Source organism: Tianweitania sediminis (assembly GCF_017813335.1).
Taxonomy (GTDB): Bacteria; Pseudomonadota; Alphaproteobacteria; order Rhizobiales; family Rhizobiaceae; genus Tianweitania; species Tianweitania sediminis.
Map to the genome: position 1 here is coordinate 237771 of NZ_JAGIYY010000003.1, position 19656 is coordinate 257426.

Annotated in this window: 15 protein-coding genes; 6 read left to right on the plus strand and 9 right to left on the minus strand. The window is 61.7% G+C overall.

Annotation, left to right across the window (positions count from 1 at the left end; translation table 11 throughout):
- Window positions 1–83 precede the first annotated feature (83 nt).
- Complete coding sequence (locus J5Y06_RS11625) at window positions 84–1310, plus strand: lytic murein transglycosylase (protein WP_209335325.1); 1227 nt, start codon at window positions 84–86, stop codon at window positions 1308–1310.
- Window positions 1311–1342: 32 nt separating this feature from the next.
- Entirely contained in the window at window positions 1343–2587 is a 1245-nt protein-coding gene (locus tag J5Y06_RS11630; RefSeq protein WP_342453422.1) for an SGNH/GDSL hydrolase family protein, read from the plus strand.
- 9 nt (window positions 2588–2596) lie between these two features.
- On the opposite strand, the gene J5Y06_RS11635 is transcribed toward J5Y06_RS11630, so the two are convergent.
- The 3 genes from J5Y06_RS11635 to gltB form a co-directional block, all read right to left on the minus strand.
- Window positions 2597–4054, minus strand: coding sequence for a glutamate synthase subunit beta (locus tag J5Y06_RS11635; RefSeq protein WP_209335327.1), 1458 nt, complete (start codon window positions 4052–4054; stop codon window positions 2597–2599).
- 62 nt (window positions 4055–4116) lie between these two features.
- Window positions 4117–4974 carry a DUF2066 domain-containing protein gene (locus J5Y06_RS11640; RefSeq protein ID WP_209335328.1) on the minus strand — a complete coding sequence of 286 codons (858 nt, stop codon included), beginning with the start codon at window positions 4972–4974 and terminating at the stop codon, window positions 4117–4119.
- A gap of 10 nt (window positions 4975–4984) precedes the next feature.
- Complete coding sequence (gene gltB, locus J5Y06_RS11645; protein ID WP_385931799.1) at window positions 4985–9700, minus strand: glutamate synthase large subunit; 4716 nt, start codon at window positions 9698–9700, stop codon at window positions 4985–4987.
- 344 nt (window positions 9701–10044) lie between these two features.
- Here gltB and J5Y06_RS11650 point away from each other — a divergent pair, with 344 nt between their 5' ends.
- Entirely contained in the window at window positions 10045–11097 is a 1053-nt protein-coding gene (locus J5Y06_RS11650; RefSeq protein ID WP_209335330.1) for a threonine aldolase family protein, read from the plus strand.
- 50 nt (window positions 11098–11147) lie between these two features.
- Here J5Y06_RS11650 and J5Y06_RS11655 read toward each other — a convergent pair whose 3' ends face one another.
- The 3 genes from J5Y06_RS11655 to trxB form a co-directional block, all read right to left on the minus strand.
- Window positions 11148–11612: an Hsp20 family protein gene (locus J5Y06_RS11655; protein WP_209335331.1), complete on the minus strand. Its 465-nt coding sequence runs from the start codon at window positions 11610–11612 to the stop codon at window positions 11148–11150.
- Between the two features lie 681 nt (window positions 11613–12293).
- On the minus strand, window positions 12294–13190 hold the full coding sequence (locus J5Y06_RS11660) for a LysR family transcriptional regulator (RefSeq protein WP_209335332.1): 897 nt from the start codon (window positions 13188–13190) through the stop codon (window positions 12294–12296).
- A gap of 39 nt (window positions 13191–13229) precedes the next feature.
- The gene (trxB, locus tag J5Y06_RS11665; RefSeq protein WP_209335333.1) at window positions 13230–14204 is read right to left on the minus strand and encodes a thioredoxin-disulfide reductase; all 975 of its coding nucleotides are present in this window, start codon (window positions 14202–14204) and stop codon (window positions 13230–13232) included.
- A gap of 203 nt (window positions 14205–14407) precedes the next feature.
- Between trxB and J5Y06_RS11670 the strand changes: the two genes are divergently transcribed.
- Window positions 14408–14899: an Lrp/AsnC family transcriptional regulator gene (locus J5Y06_RS11670; RefSeq protein WP_209335334.1), complete on the plus strand. Its 492-nt coding sequence runs from the start codon at window positions 14408–14410 to the stop codon at window positions 14897–14899.
- On the opposite strand, the gene J5Y06_RS11675 is transcribed toward J5Y06_RS11670, so the two are convergent.
- Genes J5Y06_RS11675 through greA form a run of 3 tightly spaced genes read right to left on the minus strand, consistent with a single transcriptional unit; the run spans window position 14896 to window position 17397 of the window.
- Window positions 14896–15837 carry a glycosyltransferase gene (locus J5Y06_RS11675; RefSeq protein ID WP_342453413.1) on the minus strand — a complete coding sequence of 314 codons (942 nt, stop codon included), beginning with the start codon at window positions 15835–15837 and terminating at the stop codon, window positions 14896–14898. The genes J5Y06_RS11670 and J5Y06_RS11675 overlap by 4 nt on opposite strands.
- Complete coding sequence (locus J5Y06_RS11680; RefSeq protein WP_209335335.1) at window positions 15834–16976, minus strand: glycosyltransferase family 4 protein; 1143 nt, start codon at window positions 16974–16976, stop codon at window positions 15834–15836. Before J5Y06_RS11680 ends, J5Y06_RS11675 begins: the two co-directional genes overlap by 4 nt.
- On the minus strand, window positions 16924–17397 hold the full coding sequence (gene greA / locus J5Y06_RS11685) for a transcription elongation factor GreA (RefSeq protein WP_209335336.1): 474 nt from the start codon (window positions 17395–17397) through the stop codon (window positions 16924–16926). The genes J5Y06_RS11680 and greA overlap by 53 nt, the downstream gene beginning before the upstream one ends.
- A gap of 246 nt (window positions 17398–17643) precedes the next feature.
- Here greA and J5Y06_RS11690 point away from each other — a divergent pair, with 246 nt between their 5' ends.
- A complete protein-coding gene (locus tag J5Y06_RS11690) occupies window positions 17644–18540 on the plus strand; it encodes a DMT family transporter (protein ID WP_209335337.1) in 897 nt (298 codons plus the stop codon).
- A 360-nt stretch (window positions 18541–18900) separates the two neighbouring features.
- Window positions 18901–19512: an extensin-like domain-containing protein gene (locus J5Y06_RS11695; RefSeq protein WP_209335338.1), complete on the plus strand. Its 612-nt coding sequence runs from the start codon at window positions 18901–18903 to the stop codon at window positions 19510–19512.
- Window positions 19513–19656: the final 144 nt, after the last annotated feature.

Genomic DNA, 19656 nt, shown 5'->3' on the forward strand with positions numbered 1-19656 from the left:
CCTGCTGCAAGGCACTATGGTAAACCATCTGATAACCCGGTTGAGCCAAGGTGTGACTTCGTTCTGACTTGAAGGAAAAGACGATGCCTGTTCGCCGCACCGCCCGCACCCTCATAAGCCTTGCACTGGCGGCCGCTTTGGCCGCGCCCGCTGGTTTGATCGCCACTCCGGCGCAGGCTGATGCCGGTTTTCAACGCTGGGTTCAAAGCTTCAAGGCGACCGCGGTGAAAAGTGGCATTTCCGGCAGGACCTTCGATCGCGCCTTTCGTAGCGTAAACGCCATCGATCCGGAGGTTCTGGAAAAAGCCGCCTACCAACCGGAATTTACCGCGCCTGTTTGGGATTACTTCGATAACCGCATCAATGACAACTCCATCATGGTCGGCCGCCAGATGGCGCGACAATGGAAGCCGTGGCTCGATCGCATCGAGAAGGCGTATGGCGTCGACCGCAACATTCTGCTTGCCATCTGGTCCATGGAATCGAACTACGGTGAGATTCTGAAGAACGACAAGGTGATGCGCAGCGTGGTGCGCTCGCTGGCAACGCTCGCCTATGCCGACAAACGCCGTTCGAAGTTCGGCAGCCAGCAGCTGCTCGCTGCCTTGAAGATCCTGGAAAGCGGCGACATCGACGAGAGCCACCTCAGCGGCTCCTGGGCCGGCGCCATGGGTCACACCCAGTTCATTCCGACAAGCTACCTCGCTTATGCCGTCGATGCCGATGGCAATGGCAAGCGAGACATCTGGAACTCGGTTCCTGATGCGCTTGCCACGGCTGCGAACCTCCTGCGCAAGAACGGCTGGCAGTCCGGCCAGACCTGGGGCTACGAGGTCACGTTGCCGGCCGGCCGGAAGTTCCCAGGCGGCTCGCTATCCCTCGCAAAATGGGAGTCGCTCGGCGTGACGCGCGCATCCGGCAAGTCCTTCCCGCGCGGCAACCAGAATGCCGAACTGAAGGTGCTGGACGGCCGCGCGGGTCCAGCGTTTCTGATGACCAAGAATTTCTTCGTCATCAAGCGGTACAACAACGCCGACAAATACGCCTTGGCCGTTGGCCTCCTTGCTGACCAGATTGCCGGCTACGGCCCGCTTGTTCAGGATTGGAACCGGCCGTTCACGCGCCTCACTTTCGAGGAAACGCAGGAACTGCAGCAGCGCCTGACCATGAACGGCTATTACGACGGCAAGATCGACGGCAAGATCGGCAGCGGCTCGCGCGAAGCGATCAAGGCGTTCCAGGCCAAGCGCGGCCTGAACGCGGATGGTCATCCGAGCAAAGAAGTCCTGACCACCCTGCGGTCGAACTAGGAAGCAAAAGAGGAAACGACGACTTGCACCCGGTGGGATGGTTCAAAACAGCGTTGCGCTGCCTGTGCGGCCTTGCTGCACTGGTTGCGGTGCTGGCCGTCCCTTCCGTGCAGGCGCCCACCGCCGCGCAAGCCCAGGCCTTCGACGGCGCCGCCGTCCGCGAACTCTACAACCGGGCGCGCAAGCAGCGCATGGAACAGGGGCGCCCGCAACAGCGAAGCTACACGCGCGAACGCAGCCGCAAGCCGCAGCAGCGAGCAACCCGCACGAAGCGGCGCAGCCAGTCTCCTGTTGTGGCCGCTCCAGCGCCGACTCAGGAGGTTGCCAAGCGCCCTGACGCCAAGACCGTTCTCGTGATCGGCGACTTTCTGGCCAGCGGCCTTGCCGAAGGCCTGACCACGGTGTTTCGTGAGGATGCGGGGGTGCGTGTGGTGGACCGCGCCAATGGTTCATCCGGGATCGTGCGCGACGATTTCTACAACTGGCCGGCGGAGATCGGACCGATCCTCGACGAAGAAAAGCCTGCGGCCGTCGTCATCATGCTCGGCTCGAATGATCGACAGCCGATCAAGGCGGAAAGCGGACTCCTGGAGCCGCGCACGGCGGGCTGGACCGAGGAATACGGTCGGCGTGCCAATCTTCTGGTGACCGCCGTTCAGGAGCGCGGCATTCCCCTGATCTGGGTCGGAATGCCGGCCTTCAAGCAATCCGCCCTTTCGTCCGACATGCTGGCGAACAACGACATCTATCGAAGCCTATCTCGCACGGGCGTCGATTTCGTCGATGTTTGGGACGGCTTCGTCGATGAAAACGGCGCCTTCATTACGACGGGACCGGACATCAACGGGCAACAGGTGCGGTTGCGCGGCAGCGACGGCATCAACATGACGGCTGCGGGCAAGCGCAAGCTTGCCTTCTACGCCGAAAAGCCGCTGCAAAAGGCCTTGGGCAACGCGGCGGCCGCCAGTGTCGGGTTGGCTGGGCCCGCTTATACACCCGGCTCGGATCTGCGCCCCGACTCGCAACAACCGCTCCGGGTCGTGCGCACCGTGCCAATTTCTTTGGCGGACCCGACGCTGGATGGCAGCGCCGAACTGCTAGGCGCCGATCCTGCGCCTGGCGACGGTGTAGACCTGCAGATCCGTCAGGGTCGCGAACAGCCCCGAAGCGGCCGTGCCGACAGCTTCGGAGTTGAGAAACGCGCAACGCCTCTGCCTGAGGCAGACGGGACCGCGTCCATCGGCTCGGCCACCGGCGGCGAACCGGTCAGCCGATAGTCCGCAGCTTCAGCGCGGCAGAACGGACGATCCCATCAGCGCCGCATCAATGGCATGGGCTGCCTGACGACCTTCGCGGATCGCCCAAACCACCAGTGACTGTCCGCGCCGCACATCACCCGCTGCGTAAAGCTTGGGAATGTTGGTGCTGTAGTCCCTGTCATTCGCCACGACATTGACCGACCGCCGGCTGTCGGTGTTGAGCTTCAGCCGTTCACCGAGTTCGGCAATCACGCCGGTGCCGGGCAGAGGGCCAGCGAAACCGATTGCGATAAAGGCGAGATCGGCGCGGATCACGAATTCCGTGCCGTCGATCGGCTTGCGCTTCTCGTCCACTTCGCAGCACTTCACGCCAGTCAGGACGCCGTCCTCTCCGATGAACTCCAGGGTCGCGACCTGGAACTCGCGCTGTGCCCCTTCGGCTTGCGAAGAGGAGGTCCGCATCTTGGTCGCCCAATAGGGCCAGACGCTGAGCTTGTCCTCCCTTTCCGGCGGCTGTGGCCGGATGTCGAGCTGCGTCACGCGCACCGCGCCCTGTCGGAATGCCGTTCCGACGCAATCCGACGCCGTGTCGCCGCCGCCAACCACAACGATGTGCTTGCCGCCAGCTAGGATCGGGTCCCTGCCCCACGCCGTGGACTGGATGTCCTCACCGCCCACGCGCTTGTTTTGCTGCACGAGGTAAGGCATCGCGTCATGAACACCCTCCAGGTCGGCACCCGGGATACCGGCAGGACGGGGGTTTTCCGATCCACCGCAATAAAGAACCGCGTCGTGCTCAGCCAGCAGCGTCTCCACTGTCACATCGACGCCGACGTTGACGCCGCAGCGGAAGGTTACTCCTTCGCCTTGCATCTGCTCGACACGACGATCGATCGTGCCCTTCTCCATCTTGAAATCCGGAATGCCGAAGCGAAGTAGACCGCCAGGCTTGGATTCGCGCTCGTAAACATGGACGTCGTGACCAGCACGCGCCAGCTGCTGCGCTGCCGCCAGACCGGCCGGTCCTGAGCCGATAACCGCAACAGTCCTGCCTGTCTTCACCTCAGGCGGCTGCGGGCGGATGTAACCGAGCTGATACGCCTTGTCAGCGATCGCCTGCTCGATTGTCTTGATGGCAACCGGCATGTCCTCGAGGTTCAGCGTGCAAGCTTCCTCACAAGGAGCGGGGCAGATGCGGCCGGTCCATTCCGGAAAATTGTTGGTGGAATGCAGGTTGCGGATCGCGCCTTCCCAATCGCCGCCGTAGATCAGATCGTTCCAATCGGGGATCTGGTTGTGGACCGGGCATCCCGTCGGACCATGACAATAAGGAACGCCGCAATCCATGCAGCGAGCCGCCTGTTTCTCGACTTCCTTGTCCGACATGGGCAACGTGAATTCACGAAAATGCCGAATGCGATCGGAAGCCGGCTGGTACTTGTGCACCTGCCGGTCGATCTCGAGAAACCCTGTCACCTTACCCATCGTCTACTCCAAGCTGGCAGAAGCGCCGTGATAAGCGCCGACACCCCACTTCGGGATTGTTCTTATCGATTTGCGAGCAGTTTCGCGCTGCGGCGAAGGGCCTCTTCGATCGCAACATCGAACGTTGTCTCGGACGTCGCGAAGCGCTCCGCAACGCCGTCTGGTGCTTCCAGTCGCCAGTCAGTGTTCCAATAGCCCGCCGACGTCACAGTCATCTCGCCGGCCAACTTGACCGGAAACTCTGACAGGGCGGCCTCCTGCGCTGCTTGCGCATCAACCGGATCACCTGATGCCTTCGGGAGAACAACCGGAAGCGCCAGAGCTTCGGAAACGTCGTTCAAGGCAAGCCGCTGACCATAGCCGCGATCCGAGCCTTCGGTCAGGAGGAAGCGCGAAACACTGTCATCGATGATCAAGGCAACGGCGACTTCGGGGCGCTCGCCAGACCAGACTGTCCCGCCGAGCTGTGCCACCATGGCATCTATGGCAGCCGGATCGAAATGCACCGTCAGTTCGAAGCTGCGATCACGGGTCCCTTGTTCATCTGAAATCTGGATCCCTTCCTTGCGGTCGCGGTATTCCAGATCTCGCACCAGCGTTTCCGCCTGATCCTGCAATCCTTGCTCGATCGCCCGCTGCCCCACTGCCGAGTCCGCGCTGAGCCTTGTGATGACGAGGGGCAGAGCTTCGCGAATGCCCCTCGTCCGCTCGGCAAGATTGCTGCGCCCGGTAACGATCACGGTTGCGGCGTGGAGATCCACCGTGGCCGCTGATGCCGGCCAAAGTTGGAAAGCGAGGCTCGCTGCCGCCAACAACGCGGACGCAGCGATGACCCGCGACACCAGAGCGCGACCCTGGTTGGCTCGAAAAGCTCCAATCCGACCGACGCCCTGCAAGTTCGATTGACGAGCAAACCGCATCCCGAGGTTCCTATTCCGCTGCAACACCCATGCGCATGCGCTCCATTTCGATCAGGGCGCGGCGATATTCCACCGGCATGACCTTCCGGAACTTCGGACGATAGCTCGCCCAATCATCCAGGATGGCCTTGCCGCGCGCCGAACCCGTGTAGTGAACATGATTGGAGATCAGCTTTAGCAGGCGCTCCTCGTCGTGCTTGGTCATGTCGCCCGTGACGTCAACCCGGCCCTTGTGAGCGATATCGCCACCGTGGTGATGCAGTTTCTCCAGCATGTCGTCTTCTTCGGGAACCGGCTCGAGCTCCACCATCGCCATGTTGCAGCGTTCCGCAAAATCGCCTGCCTCATCCAGCACATAAGCGACACCACCGGACATTCCTGCCGCGAAGTTGCGGCCGGTTTGCCCGAGCACCACAACCACGCCACCCGTCATGTACTCGCAACCGTGGTCGCCCACGCCCTCCACCACCGCGATCGCACCGGAATTGCGAACGGCAAAGCGCTCGCCCGCAAAGCCGCGGAAATAGCACTCGCCTTCGGTTGCCCCGTAAAGCACGGTGTTGCCGACGATGATCGACTCTTCCGGCACGATCCGCGTGTCTTCGGGTGGACGGATCACGATCTTTCCGCCCGAAAGGCCCTTGCCGACATAATCGTTGCCGTCCCCGATCAGCTCGAAGGAAACGCCCCGCGCCAGGAACGCGCCGAAGCTTTGGCCTGCCGTTCCCGTCAGCTTCACGCGGATCGTATCTTCGCGAAGGCCGCGATGGCGGAAGCGCTTGGCGACCTCGCCCGACAGCATTGCGCCGGCCGAACGATCCACATTGTGGATGGTCGTTTCGATAGCCACCGGCTGGCGGCTTTCAAAAGCCGGCATCGCCTCAGCGATCAGCTTGCGGTCAAGCACGTCATCGATCGGGTGCTTCTGACGCTCGGTCCAATAGGTGGCGGCCTTCGGCGCATCCGGCTTGAAGAAGAGGTTCGTGAAGTCGAGCCCCTTTGCCTTCCAGTGCTCGATCAACTCTTCCTTGGCGAGCAGTTCCGACTGTCCAATGATCTCGTTGATGCTGGTGTAGCCCATCGCGGCGAGCAACTGCCGGACCTCTTCCGCGACATAGAAGAAGAAGTTGATCACGTGCTCAGGCGCGCCCTTGAAGCGCTTGCGCAAAACGGGGTCCTGCGTCGCCACGCCCACAGGACAGGTGTTCAGGTGGCACTTGCGCATCATGATGCAGCCGGCGGCAATCAGCGGCGCGGTCGAGAAGCCGAACTCGTCGGCGCCTAGCAGAGCACCGATGATGACATCCCGGCCGGTCCGCAGGCCACCATCGACCTGCAACGCGACACGGGAACGTAACCCGTTCAGCACCAGGGTCTGGTGCGTTTCGGCAAGCCCCATCTCCCACGGCGAACCCGCATGCTTGATGGAGGTCAGCGGCGATGCACCGGTGCCGCCGTCATAGCCGGAAACCGTGATGTGATCGGCGCGCGCCTTGGCAACGCCGGCGGCAACCGTCCCGACACCAACCTCGGAAACGAGCTTCACGGACACATCCGCCGCCGGATTGACGTTCTTCAGGTCATAAATGAGCTGCGCCAGATCCTCGATTGAATAAATATCGTGATGCGGCGGCGGCGAGATCAGGCCGACACCTGGTGTCGAATGGCGAGTCTTGGCGATCGTCGCATCGACCTTGTGGCCCGGAAGCTGGCCACCCTCACCGGGCTTTGCTCCTTGGGCAACCTTGATCTGCATCATGTCGGAGTTGACGAGATATTCCGTTGTCACGCCGAACCGCCCGGACGCGATCTGCTTGATGGCCGAACGCTCAGGATTGGACGAACCATCCAGCAGCGGCAGGTAGCGATCGGGTTCTTCGCCGCCCTCGCCGGTGTTGGACTTGCCGCCGATCCGGTTCATAGCCACGGCCAAGGTGGCGTGCGCTTCGCGGCTGATGGAGCCGAAGCTCATCGCCCCTGTCGAAAAGCGCTTCACGATCGCGGCAGCCGGTTCAACCGAGTCGATCGGAACCGGGGCTCGGCCGGATTCTTCTGCCAGCCGGATCTTGAACAGGCCGCGAATGGTCTGGGCCCGCGATGCGTGGCTGTCGACCTGCTCCGAATATTCCTTGAAAGTTTCCCAGGAATTCTTGCGAACGGCATGCTGCAGCGTGGCAACCGCGTCGGGCGACCACACATGCGCTTCTCCACGCATGCGGAACATGTATTCGCCGCCAACCTCCAGGGCAGTCCGAAGCACGGGGTCGGACCCGAAGGCATCTGCGTGACGCCGCACGGTTTCTTCCGCCACTTCCTCCAGCCCGACGCCCTCGATCAGCGACGCGGTGCCCGCGAAATACTGGTGCACGAAGTCGGTCTTCAGGCCGATCGCGTCGAAGATCTGCGCGCCGCAATAGGATTGATAGGTCGAGATGCCCATCTTGGACATGACCTTGAGAAGGCCTTTCCCGACGGACTTTATGTAGCGATAAACCAGCTCATGCGTGTCGACTTCCGGCGGGAACTCGCCCCGCTTGTGCATGTCGAGCAGGGTGTCGAACGCGAGATAGGGGTTGATCGCCTCGGCGCCATAGCCGGCGAGGCATGCGAAGTGGTGGACTTCGCGCGGCTCGCCGGTTTCAAGAACCAGGCCAACCGACGTACGCAGGCCCTTGCGGATCAGGTGATGGTGAACGGCCGCCGTCGCAAGCAGCGCGGGAATGGCAATCCGATCCGGTCCGACCTGCCGGTCCGACAAGATGATGATGTTGTAGCCGCCGGCGACCGCCGCTTCCGCGCGCTCGCACAGGCGGTCCACCGCACCACGCATGCCGGCGGCCCCTTCCTGGGCGGCATAGGTGAAGTCGATGGTCTTTGTGTCGAAGCGATCCTCGGTATGGCCGATGGAGCGGATCTTCTCCAGATCACCATTGGTGAGGATGGGCTGGCGCACTTCGAGCCGCTTGCGGCGTGAAGAGCCTTCCAGGTCGAAGATGTTCGGCCGCGGCCCGATAAAGGACACGAGGCTCATCACGAGCTCTTCGCGGATTGGGTCGATCGGCGGATTGGTCACCTGGGCGAAGTTCTGCTTGAAATAGGTGTAAAGCAGCTTCGATTTGTCGGACATGGCCGAAATCGGCGTGTCCGTGCCCATGGAGCCGACGGCCTCCTGACCGGTCGTCGCCATCGGCGCCATCAGGATCTTGGTGTCTTCCTGGCTGTAGCCAAACGCCTGCTGCCGATCGAGCAAGGACACGTCCTTGCGCAGCGCGCGCGGCTCCACCGGCTTCAGGTCTTCCAGAATGAGCTGCGTGTTGGCCAGCCACTGACGATACGGATTGGCAGTTGCGATCTCCGTCTTCACCTCGTCGTCGGAAACGATGCGGCCCTTTTCGAGGTCGATCAGAAGCATGCGGCCGGGCTGCAGGCGCCACTTGGTGACAACATGCTTTTCTTCCACCGGAAGCACGCCGGCTTCCGAAGCGAGGATAACCCGGTCGTCATCGGTGACGATGTAGCGCGCGGGCCGTAACCCATTCCGGTCGAGCGTCGCACCAATCTGGCGGCCATCGGTGAAGCAGACGGCGGCAGGACCGTCCCACGGCTCCATCAGGGCCGCGTGATATTCGTAGAACGCCTTGCGTTCGGCGCTCATCAGCTTGTTTCCGGCCCATGCTTCCGGGATCAGCATCATCATGGCGTGCGCCAGACTGTAGCCGCCCTGCGTCAGGAACTCGAGCGCATTGTCGAAACAGGCAGTGTCTGACTGGCCTTCATAGGAAATCGGCCACAGCTTCGAGATGTCGTTGCCGAACAGTTCGGAATCAACCGAGGCCTGCCGCGCCGCCATCCAGTTGACGTTGCCGCGCAGCGTGTTGATCTCGCCGTTGTGAGCAACCATGCGGTAAGGGTGCGCCAGCTTCCAGGACGGGAAGGTGTTCGTCGAGAACCGCTGGTGGACGAGGATCAGCGCGCTCTCGAAACGCGAGTCCGTCAGATCCCTGTAATAAGCACCGACCTGGTAGGCCAGGAACATGCCCTTGTAGACAATCGTGCGCGCGGACAGGGAAACGATATAGGCGCCGATGTCCTTGTTGCCGTTTTCCTGGAAAATGCGTCCGGAGATCACCTTGCGCAGGATGTAAAGACGCCGCTCGTACTCGTCGTCATCCCCGATTTCGGCTGCACGGCCGATGAACACCTGGCGATGCACAGGTTCGGAGGCCGCGATGTGGGGCGCCTTTGAAAGCGAAGAATTGTCCACCGGAACATCGCGGAAGCCGAGCACCGGCTGGCCTTCCGATTGCGCGGCTTCGCGGATCACGTCTTCGATATGAGCGCGCAAGGTTGGGTCCTGCGGCATAAAGATGTGACCAACCGCATATTGACCAGCAGCCGGAAGATCGACGCCCTGCGCCGCCATTTCCTCGCGGAAGAAGCGGTCGGGGATCTGCACGAGCACGCCAGCGCCGTCGCCCATCAACGGATCAGCGCCGACCGCGCCACGATGGGTAAGGTTCTCCAGCATCTGAAGACCGTCCGCCACGATCTGGTGCGATCTCACGTTCTTCATGTTGGCAATGAAGCCAACGCCGCAGGCGTCATGTTCGTTGGCTGGGTCATAGAGACCACGAGCTTGAGGAAGCGAACCGCCCGGAACGGCGGCAGTTTTCGTGGCAGCAGATCCCAAAGCGGGCTGCGTGACGCGAAGCGTGTCGTCCTTCATCATGGGTCCTGCCTCCAGTTGAGCCACTCGGCGTGAGCGGCGGGCGCATGAAGCCGGTGCGAAAGCAAAGGAGCTTTCGACCGGCCTGAACACTAGGTCTGATTGAGACAGCAATGCTGTCCTAACTCGTATGCCAGATTAACAAATCCCGCACAAGATCGAAACAGCAACAAATCGTCGCTGCGGCGCAATATGCGACAAGCGGTGCCTCGGTCGGCGCAATAAAATTTCGTCGGCTTCCGAATGTCGGCAGGAAGACCATGTGCCTCGCAAGAACGCCTTGCGCCGACGCTTCGTTTCGCGTGATGGTCAGCCTTCCCCTTGACCCCCTCACGGATTTTCTCATGTTTTTCGCTTCCGACAACTGGGCCGGCGCTCACCCGGACATTGTACAAAGCCTTGTGCAGCATGCGAGCGGCTTCGCCCAGGCCTACGGCACCAGCGATCTTGACCGGCGGGTAGAAGCAAGATTCGCGGAAATCTTCGAGCGTGATTGCCAGGTCTTCTTTGTTGGAACGGGCACTGCGGCCAATGCGCTGTCGCTAACGGCCTTCAACAAGGCGGGCGGGGTGACCTTCTGCCACCGCGAAGCGCACGTGATCGAAGACGAATGCGGTGCGCCGGAGTTCTTTCTTGGCGGATCGCGCCTGCACGGGGTGGACGGGCCAGCGGGAAAAATGACCGCTGACACGCTGCAAAAGGCGATCGCTCGCTTCCCGGAAGGCTTCGTTCACAGCGGCAGGCCGATGGGCGTGACGGTCACCCAGGCCACGGAGATCGGGACGCTTTATTCCCTGGCCGAACTCGACGCCATCAGCGCGGTATGCCGGCAACACGATCTGCCGCTGCACATGGATGGCGCACGCTTCGCCAATGCGCTTGCAACGCTTCACGTTTCACCGGCGGAAATGACGTGGAAGCGCGGGGTCGACGTGGTGTCGTTCGGCGGAACCAAGAACGGCTGCTGGTGTGCGGAAGCCATCATCATCTTCGGCGACCGCTTCACGGGGGAACTCCCCTATATCCGCAAGCGCGGTGCACAGCTGTTTTCAAAAACGCGCTTCATCGCAGCGCAGTTCGACGCTTATCTTCGCGATGATCTTTGGCTGCAAACCGCGCGCCACGCCAACGCCATGGCGCGGCAGCTTGCTGATATCCTGGCGCAGTCGCCCGGCGGCAGGCTCGGCTGGCAGCCAGAAGCCAACGAGGTGTTTGCCGTGCTATCCCCGACGGTTGCCGAGCGTCTCCAGGCGGCCGGCGCGGTGTTCTACCCCTGGAAGTTGCCTCGCACGAGCGACATCACCCTTCAAGAGGGCGAGCAACTGTACCGGTTCGTCACCAGCTTTGCGACAACGTCGAGCGATCTCGACCAGGTTAGCCGCCTGCTTCGAAACTGACAAAAAAACGGCGCCAAAAGGCGCCGTTTTTGTCCGCTACGACTTGAAGATCAGGCAGCTTTCGCTTCGATCTGCTTGGAGGTGTTTGCCGCCGAGCCGATGGAAATCTTGCGAGGCTTCATTTCCTCCGGAACGTTGCGCTTCAGCTCGATATGGAGCAGGCCGTTCTTGAGGTTGGCACCGCTGACTTCAACATGGTCTGCCAGCTGAAAACGACGCTCGAAGGTGCGCGAAGCGATACCGCGATAAAGCAGTTCAACGCCTTCTTCGCTTTCGGACTCGTTCTTTTCGCCCTTGATCGTCAGCACATTGCGGTGGGCCTCGATCGAGATTTCCTCATCCGAGAAGCCGGCCACCGCCATGGAGATGCGGTAAGCATCCGTGCCAGTGCGCTCGATGTTGTAGGGCGGATAGCTGGTGCCCGCGTCAGGCTGGCTCAGCGTGTCGAGCATGCCGAACAAGCGGTCGAAACCGACAGTGGAGCGGTAAAGCGGCGAAAAATCTACGTGACGCATGATGTGTTCTCCTGTGAGCAACAAGGTTTGCGTATGGCCGGTTGCAGAACCCACAAGGGCGTTCTTGCCAGCCAGCGGCCCCAAACAGGCGACCGCAACGGATAGGTGGTGAGACCGAAAATCGGTTTCAAGAGGATTTTTTCAGTGCCGGTGCATGAAAATGAACACCGCCTAAACCGCTGTGTCCGGCCCTGTTCAGCCAACGGGGCCTAGAAGCCCGCCAGCGGCAATGGAGCTCTTCCGTGCTGCTGGATGCAGCTTCGGGTGCTACCGTCCCTTCCGCTCGGTGCTGCAAGCCGGGAGCGCCGAAAGGTGCTTCCGGCTTTCCTTTGCTCAGCCCCAGAAAAGAAAAAAGCCCGATCGCAAGGACCGGGCTGAGTTGATGGAGTGCCTAAAAGGCTAACCTCCAGAGGGGAACACTCGCGGGCGCTAATGGGAGGAGAACGCGCCCGGGAGATGACGGTGATATGGGCCGCTTCTGCTTAAACATCAAGCAGGCTGTTTTGCATTGCACCCATGCAGAAACACAAGAACTGTGCATACTGCCAACCAACGATGCAATGAGTGATGATCGCGCTCGCACAAGCGTGCCGCACGAGCGCAAAGCCGGATGCCCAACAACCCAGATTGCATGATTATTGTTCCCGCCCCGGTGTTGCGGCCGCGGGAAGATGCACAGCATCAAAACGCCCAGCTGCGCGCCTTTGACAGAAGAAAGTCGCGGAAGACATGCAGCTTTGCCTGCTGCTTCAGGGCGTCGGGGTAAGCAAAATAGGTGTCATAGGAAGGCACCTCGGTTTCCGGCATCAGCTGCACGAGATTGGCTTCCTTTTCCGCCAGGTAGTCCGGCAGCATCGCCACGCCTGCGCCTCGCTGGACTGCACGCTTGATCGACAGGATATCGTTGATCTGCAGTGTCGCGAACCGGCGCGCGCCTTCCGGCTTTCCGGCTGTTTCAAGCCAGTTGAGGTCGGTCAGGTGAGAGGGCACGGGCTCTCCGAAGGTGACGATCCGGTGGTTGTCGAGATCGGCGACGCTTTCGGGTCTGCCATGCTTGGCGATGTAGGCCGGCGACGCGTAAAGATGAAAATGCACCGTAAAAAGCCGCCGTTGAATAAGATCCGGCTGCTGCGGCTGGCGGAGGCGGATCGCGCAATCCGCATGGCGTAGCGTGAGATCGAGCTCCTCATTGGCCAGCAGGATCTGGAGTTGTATTTCCGGATAAAGGTCGATGAACTCCTGCACCCGCTCCGTCAGCCAGCCAGCGCCCAAGCCGACCGTTGTGGTGACGCGCAGGACACCCGACGGGCGATCCTTTGCTTCCACCAGCTGGGTGCGCACGTTTTCCAGCTTCATCAGCACTTCATGTGCTGTCCGGAAAAGAAGTTCGCCCTGTTCCGTCAGCACCAGGCCGCGGGCATGACGGTGGAACAAGGGCACGCCGACATCGTGTTCCAGCGCGCTGACCTGGCGTGAGATGGCCGATTGCGACAAGCGCAGTTTCTCAGCGGCATGCGTGAACGAGCCTGCTTCAGCTGCGGCGTGGAAGACCCGCAGCTTGTCCCAATCGAGCGCCATCTTGTTTCCCCTCCGGCGCCCCTCTGCGCCGGCTTCTTCTTATTCTGCGGCTTCGCGGTGCACTTCGAGCCCTGCCAGGTAGCGCTCCGCCTCGAGCGCTGCCATGCAACCCATTCCCGCAGCCGTCACCGCCTGTCGGTAAATGTCGTCCGTCACATCGCCGGCGGCAAACACACCTGGGACAGACGTCGCGGTCGAATCAGCGGCCGTCCACAGGTAGCCGTTCGGCTTCATCTTGAGCTTGCCCTGAAACAGTTCCGTGGCAGGCGCATGACCGATCGCAACAAAAACGCCGTCCACCGGCATTTCCTCCACGGCACCTGTGCGGATATTCTTCAGCCGAATGCCGGTGACCGACGGCGGAAGAGGCTTCTGAGCCTGTTTGCCGACAATCTCGTCCACCACCGTGTCCCACAACACGGTGACGTTGTCCTTCGCCATGAGCCGTTCGCGCAGGATGCGCTCGGAGCGGAATTCGTTGCGACGATGAATAACGGTGACGTGGCGCGCGAGGTTCGACAGGTAAAGCGCTTCCTCAACCGCGGAATTGCCGCCGCCGACCACCACCACGTCCTTGCCGCGGTAAAAGAAGCCGTCGCAGGTGGCACAAGCGGAAACGCCAAAGCCCATGAAGGCTGTTTCACTAGGCAAGCCGAGCCATTTCGCCTGTGCTCCGGTGGCAATCACCAGCGCATCACACGTGTAAACGGTGCCGGAATCGCCGATCAGCCGAAACGGGCGCACATCAAGATCCACCGAGGTGATCAGGTCGCTCACCATCTCGGTGCCGACATGCTCGGCCTGTTTTTGCATTTCGCCCATTAACCAGGGTCCCTGTACGGGATCGGCAAAGCCGGGGTAGTTTTCGACGTCCGTGGTGATCATCAACTGGCCGCCCTGCTGCATGCCGGCGATCAGCATGGGCTTCAGCATGGCACGCGCAGCATAGATCGCGGCTGTGTAGCCGGCCGGACCCGATCCGATGATCGCAACAGGAGCGTGACGCGTCGCCATAGGGAATGCCTTTCGTAGCCGTTGCTTGGGGCAACAGCCAAACCATATCTGGTGCGAATGTAAGGCTTGGCACCGATCCCTTGCAAGGCAAGCATGGCCTTTGTCCACGCCCGGATCGGCACGCCGCGCTAGGCTTGGCAACAAGATTGCGTTATGCAGCCCTGCGGTTCCGCCGCAGTGCACAATGCTGTTCGGCGAGCGCCATGCCCCAAAAAATCGATCTCGACGCCATCGACTGGAAGATCCTGCGGGAGTTGCAGGACGATGGCCGCATGACGAATGTGGAACTGTCGCGGCGCGTCGGGATCTCGGCGCCACCCTGTTTACGGCGTGTGAAGCGGCTCGAAGACAGCGGCATCATCCGGCAATATCGGGCGCTGCTCGACCATTCCGCCCTTGGCATGACAGTTGTGGCTTTCGCGCTGGTGGGCTTGAACCGACAGTCCGACGCCGACCTCAAGGCGTTTTCCAAGCTCGTGCAGGATTGGCCGATCGTCAGAACTGCCTGGATGGTGTCGGGGGATTCCGACTTCTTTCTTCATTGCGTCACGACTGATCTCGCAACCTTCCAGTCCTTCGTGATTGAGGTTCTGACCTCCGCGCCTAATGTCGACACCGTCCGCACCGCGCTCACTATCCGGCAGGTGAAGGATGAAGGGATGATCGCCGTAGACGATGCCATGGCGGCTTTCTAGGCAAACAGTTCCGCCACCCGCCGCAGGAAACCTGCGTTTACGGCTTCAAACCGAGCCCTGGCCGCTTCTCCGAGGCGCTGCTTTTCAGCTTCTGGCATGGCAAGGATGCGCTCGACTGCCGCGTCGAAAGCGTGGGGATCCACGTAAAAGTTAGTGCCGAGGTGGCGCGGCTCGCTTCGCCCGAACGGGACGAGAACGCCGCAACTGGCATCAACATGCTCGTTCATGGGCGCGGCATCGGTGGTGAGAACAAGTGCCCCGACCGACAATCCCTCGAGGATGTGGTGCCCCCAGCCCTCCGAGCGTGACGGACAAAGATGCACGCCGCATCCGTTCTGGAGCGCCTGCAGCGCCTGATCGTCCATATAGCCGGAGATCAGTTGCACATTCGCGGGCAAACGGCTCGAGACGTTCACCTGTTTTTGCACCAGAAACAATTCGGGCCATTCGGGATGGCGCGCCCAGGCGGCAAGCACATCTTCCGTGCCTTTCAGCGTGGATCCGCCAGCAAGGTGGAAGAAGCGCCCGAAATCCTTCTGAACACCCGTCAGCAATCGGTCCGGCGATGAGAAGCCGAGATAGCTGGTGCGCACGCCGAGCTCACGGAAGATCGCTTCCGCATGGCGGCTTTTCGCAAGCACGTGCTCGACATGCCGCAGCCGCCCGATCTGTCGCCGCGGAAAGCGCTCCTGGTTGGGGATGAGCCATGTTTCGTTCGCCGCGCCGAACCACGCGGGATGCGCCCGCTCCAGGTGGACGATGCGACGGCCGCGTTTGGTGCCACGGATTCGCTCCAAAAACGAGCGCTCCTTCAGGGTGGCGTAGTCCGCCTGAAGACCAGCATCCGCCAAGGCATCGCGGAGGATAGCGGCGTCGCGTGTCAGTCCATAGCTGTTCGCCTTGCCGAGGATCAGCATCTCTGCGACCGGGCGCGTCACGGCGCTTCTCCCTGCCAAAGGCGATCATAAACAGCGCGGATCGCATCCGCTTCGCGTTGAAGCGGAAATGTCGCGCGCACATGCGCGAGTGCCGCCATCCCGTGAAACTCGGCAAGGCCAGGGGTCTCGAGGTAAGGCTGGATGGCGGCGCGTAGCGCGCCCGCGTCGCCGGCTGGCACTACCTGCCCTGTTCGGTCCGGCAGGATCATCTCGGCATAAGCGCCGGCGTCGCTTGCGACAACCGCAGCACCGCAGGCCATCGCTTCAAGCGGAGTGAGCCCGAAGCCCTCGTTGCGCGACGGCGCGACATACAAGGTCAGGCGCTGATACCACGGCTTGATGTCAGGAACTTCCCCCAAGAAAAGGATGCGATCCGCCAGCCCGGCAGCCCGTATCCGCGCCTGAAGATCGGCCGCAAAGGCCTGGTGTTCCGCCGTAACGCGCCCGGTAATGATCGCGGTCCAGCCAGGATGCTGGGGCAGAAGGTCGAGCATCGCCTCGACAAACAGGTCGGTGCCCTTCTGCGGACGGATACGGCCAAAGCAGCCGATCAGCTTGTGCCCCAAGAAGCCTGCTTCCGCGACTGCCCGATCGCGGTTGACCGCTGGCGTGAAGGTTCCGAGGTCAATGCCGTGCAGCACAACCGTGTGAGGGACCCGGAGAAACCGGCCGGAGCGCGCGCTGGTCGCGATCACGGCATCCATGCGTGCAATCAGCCACCTGGTGAACGGCTTGTGGTGGCGCTGCGCGGCAGACGTGAACACGATCTTCAAAGGCGCCCGGAAAAGATCTCGCAAAAGGAGGCCGCCGATCATCTCGACATTGCGACGCGCGTGCCAGATGCGGAATGACCGTGCTTCAGGCCGTCGAAGAAGCCCAGGCACCTGCTTCCAGCGCATTCGGGGCACGTGGGGTGTCAAGCCTGTGCCGAGGCTTGCAATCGGAAGCGTGCGGGCCTGCAGCGGCACGAGCTGGATGATCGTGCTGGTGACCCCCGAAAGCCGCTTCTTGAAATTGGGCGCCACAACAAGAAGGCGCCCGACGTCGATGTCGCGCGCCTTTTCTTTTGCTGCGGTCGGCCGCTGGTCAGCCAAAGCGGACGTCGACAACCTCGTAGCCGCGAGGGCCGCCGGGCGCATTGACCTCGATCGTGTCGCCGAGCTTCTTCCCGATCAGCGCCCGCGCGATTGGCGAGGAGATGGAGATGCGGCCAAGCTTCACATCCGCTTCCTGGTCGCCCACGATCTGGTAGGTCTTGGTTTCTTCCGTGTCCTCGTCAACAAGCTCGACCGTTGCGCCGAACTTCACCGTGTCGCCGGACAGCTTGGAAACATCAATCACCTCGGCCCGCGCGATGAGATCTTCCAGCTCATTGATGCGGCCTTCGTTCAGGCTCTGCGCTTCCTTGGCCGAGTGATACTCCGCGTTCTCCGAAAGATCGCCATGGGCGCGCGCCTCGGAGATGGCTTCGATGATCCGTGGACGCTCGTCTTGCTGGCGCCACCGAAGCTCTTCCTTGAGGCTCGTGAAGCCGCCGTTGGTCATCGGCACCTTGTTCATTCCCGTCCCTCCGTCATCCGACCCTTGTTTCTGGTCGGCTACCGCGCCTTGAGCGGTACAAAAGAAAACGGCCCGGTAGCGCGTGGCTAGCGGACCCAAATCGGCGTGCTCGAAACAATATAGCGAAGGATTTTCACGATTCCACGTCTATTTGCTACGGTTCTTCGCAGGCCCCGAGGATAGTCGGCCGCAGTCTCCTGACAACGGTGACTTGGCGAAGCATCGGTGTTTCAGCTACAGCGCGGCATGACGCGCATACAGGCCAACCTCCTTCTGCTGCTTGCGGGTGCCATCTGGGGCATGGGCTTTGTTGCCCAGGCGAGCGCAATGGCCGTGATGGGCCCGCTGCTGTTCGTTGGCCTTCGCTTCGCCGTGGCATCGATTTGCGTGCTTCCGTTCGCCCTGCGGGAAAGCCGGGGAAGCACCGTCCCGCTGGAACGCCACCATTGGCTAGCCTTCGCCTGGATCGGTCTCCTGCTTTTCGGAGCAATAGCCTTGCAGCAGTTCGGCTTGTTGAGCACCACGGTGACGAACTCAGGGTTCCTCACCGGGCTTTATGTCGTGTTCACACCGCTTCTGGCGATCCTGCTGTTTCGCCACTTCCCCCACCCCATCGTGTGGCCGGCCGCGCTGGCGGCGCTGGCCGGTATCTTCATGTTGTCCGGCGGAACATTGGTGGGTCTGAGCACGGGAGACTGGCTGACTATCGGCGGCGCCATCTTCTGCGCGGCCCAGCTCATCTTTATCGCGCGCGCGGCGCAGGATGCCGGGCGTCCGGTGACGCTGGCTTGTATCCAGTTCACCGTTTGCGGCGCAATTGGCCTTGTCGCGGCCCTGCTGCTGGAACCGATCGGCTGGGCAGCCATCCGCGGCGCCGCCTGGCAGATCCTTTACGCCGGCATCTTTTCCGGCGGGCTTGCCTTCACGCTGCAGGTGGTCGGGCAGCGCTACACCACGGCCGCGCAAGCTGCCATCTTCCTGTCTTCGGAAGCGGTGTTTGCAGCCATGTTTGGCGCCTTGTTCCTCGGCGAACGCCTGCCGGCGAGCGGTTTGGCAGGCTGCGGCTTGATCCTTGCGGCCATGTTGCTGGTGGAAATCGTGCCGGCAATCCAGGAACGCCGGAGCGCCCGCGCCAGCGCCTGACACTGCGACAAAGAAAGAACGGCAGCGCCTTCTCATTGCCGCATCGGTCCCCTGCGCCAAGTAGATCGCATGGCATGTCCCGCGCGTTCTGGCCGAGTGGCCGCTTTCCTCGCCGCAGCAGCCGCCGCATTCTTGCCGGCGATGGGTGCCGCGCAGGAGAATCCTGAGCTGCCCCAGGTCATGCCGGCTCCTGAAGCTGCGCCTCGGGAAGGAAGTCTGGTACCTGCGGCGCCGGTGGCTCCAGAAACCGGTTCAGAACCGGTGGCTCAGGAACTTCCAGCCACCCCGCCGAAACCGGAAGAACGGCCAAAGGCAGCACCCCCGGAAGAGCCCGCCAGCCCAGCCATTGCAGACCGGCCGATGAAAGCGGACCCGACTGGCCCCAAGCCAGTGCAGGGGCCGCCCCTCCCCGCGTCCCTGGTGGGAGCGTTGCCGGCGGAAGAAATCGCCTGTCGGGCAGACCTCACGAAGCTCGGCGTTTCCTTTGAACCGCGTCCGCCTGAAAGCGGCGAAAACGGGTGCGCGATGCCTTACCCTCTCGCGGTTGCCGAGCTGGGCGGCGGCATTGCCGTGGAACCGCCTTTGATTGCAAATTGCGCCGTCACGAGAGCGGCAGCCGAGTTCATGCAGTCGAAAGGGCAAGCTGCCGCGGAACGGCACCTGGGCGAACGGATCGTGAGCCTAGCGAACGGGTCCGGCTACGTCTGCCGACCGCGACGAGGAACGCAGAAGCTATCGGAACATGCTTTGGGCAATGCCATCGACATCATGAGCTTCGAGCTTTCCGGCGAAGGCAACATCGTCGTTGGGCAAGAAGAGGGCCCGGACGAAGCAGCCTTCATTCAAGAAGTGCGCAAGGAAGCGTGTGGGCCTTTCACCACCGTGCTTGGGCCGGGCTCGGATGCGGATCATTCCGATCATCTCCACCTTGATCTCGCCGATCGGCGAGAAGGGTCAACCTTCTGCCAATAATGCAACTTTGATTCAATTCTGATCATGGTGAAGAGCGGGTTAAAAGCGCATTGCTAACCCCTTGATTTTACATGATCTGGTTTCGTGTGACCGCGATTGCTGAAGCCGCTGCTGAACTTTCCTTTAGGATCTGAGGCTACCTTG

Bases quoted from the DNA above. Each gene is read 5' to 3' on its own strand.
- J5Y06_RS11660 (WP_209335332.1), bottom strand. From the start codon at position 13,190: ATGGCGCTCGATTGGGACAAGCTGCGGGTCTTCCACGCCGCAGCTGAA.
- J5Y06_RS11690 (WP_209335337.1), top strand. From the start codon at position 17,644: ATGACGCGCATACAGGCCAACCTCCTTCTGCTGCTTGCGGGTGCCATC.
- J5Y06_RS11680 (WP_209335335.1), bottom strand. From the start codon at position 16,976: ATGCGCCCGGCGGCCCTCGCGGCTACGAGGTTGTCGACGTCCGCTTTG.
- greA (WP_209335336.1), bottom strand. From the start codon at position 17,397: ATGAACAAGGTGCCGATGACCAACGGCGGCTTCACGAGCCTCAAGGAA.
- J5Y06_RS11640 (WP_209335328.1), bottom strand. From the start codon at position 4,974: ATGCGGTTTGCTCGTCAATCGAACTTGCAGGGCGTCGGTCGGATTGGA.
- J5Y06_RS11625 (WP_209335325.1), top strand. From the start codon at position 84: ATGCCTGTTCGCCGCACCGCCCGCACCCTCATAAGCCTTGCACTGGCG.
- gltB (WP_385931799.1), bottom strand. From the start codon at position 9,700: ATGAAGGACGACACGCTTCGCGTCACGCAGCCCGCTTTGGGATCTGCT.
- trxB (WP_209335333.1), bottom strand. From the start codon at position 14,204: ATGGCGACGCGTCACGCTCCTGTTGCGATCATCGGATCGGGTCCGGCC.
- J5Y06_RS11650 (WP_209335330.1), top strand. From the start codon at position 10,045: ATGTTTTTCGCTTCCGACAACTGGGCCGGCGCTCACCCGGACATTGTA.
- J5Y06_RS11670 (WP_209335334.1), top strand. From the start codon at position 14,408: ATGCCCCAAAAAATCGATCTCGACGCCATCGACTGGAAGATCCTGCGG.
- J5Y06_RS11635 (WP_209335327.1), bottom strand. From the start codon at position 4,054: ATGGGTAAGGTGACAGGGTTTCTCGAGATCGACCGGCAGGTGCACAAG.
- J5Y06_RS11655 (WP_209335331.1), bottom strand. From the start codon at position 11,612: ATGCGTCACGTAGATTTTTCGCCGCTTTACCGCTCCACTGTCGGTTTC.
- J5Y06_RS11695 (WP_209335338.1), top strand. From the start codon at position 18,901: ATGAAAGCGGACCCGACTGGCCCCAAGCCAGTGCAGGGGCCGCCCCTC.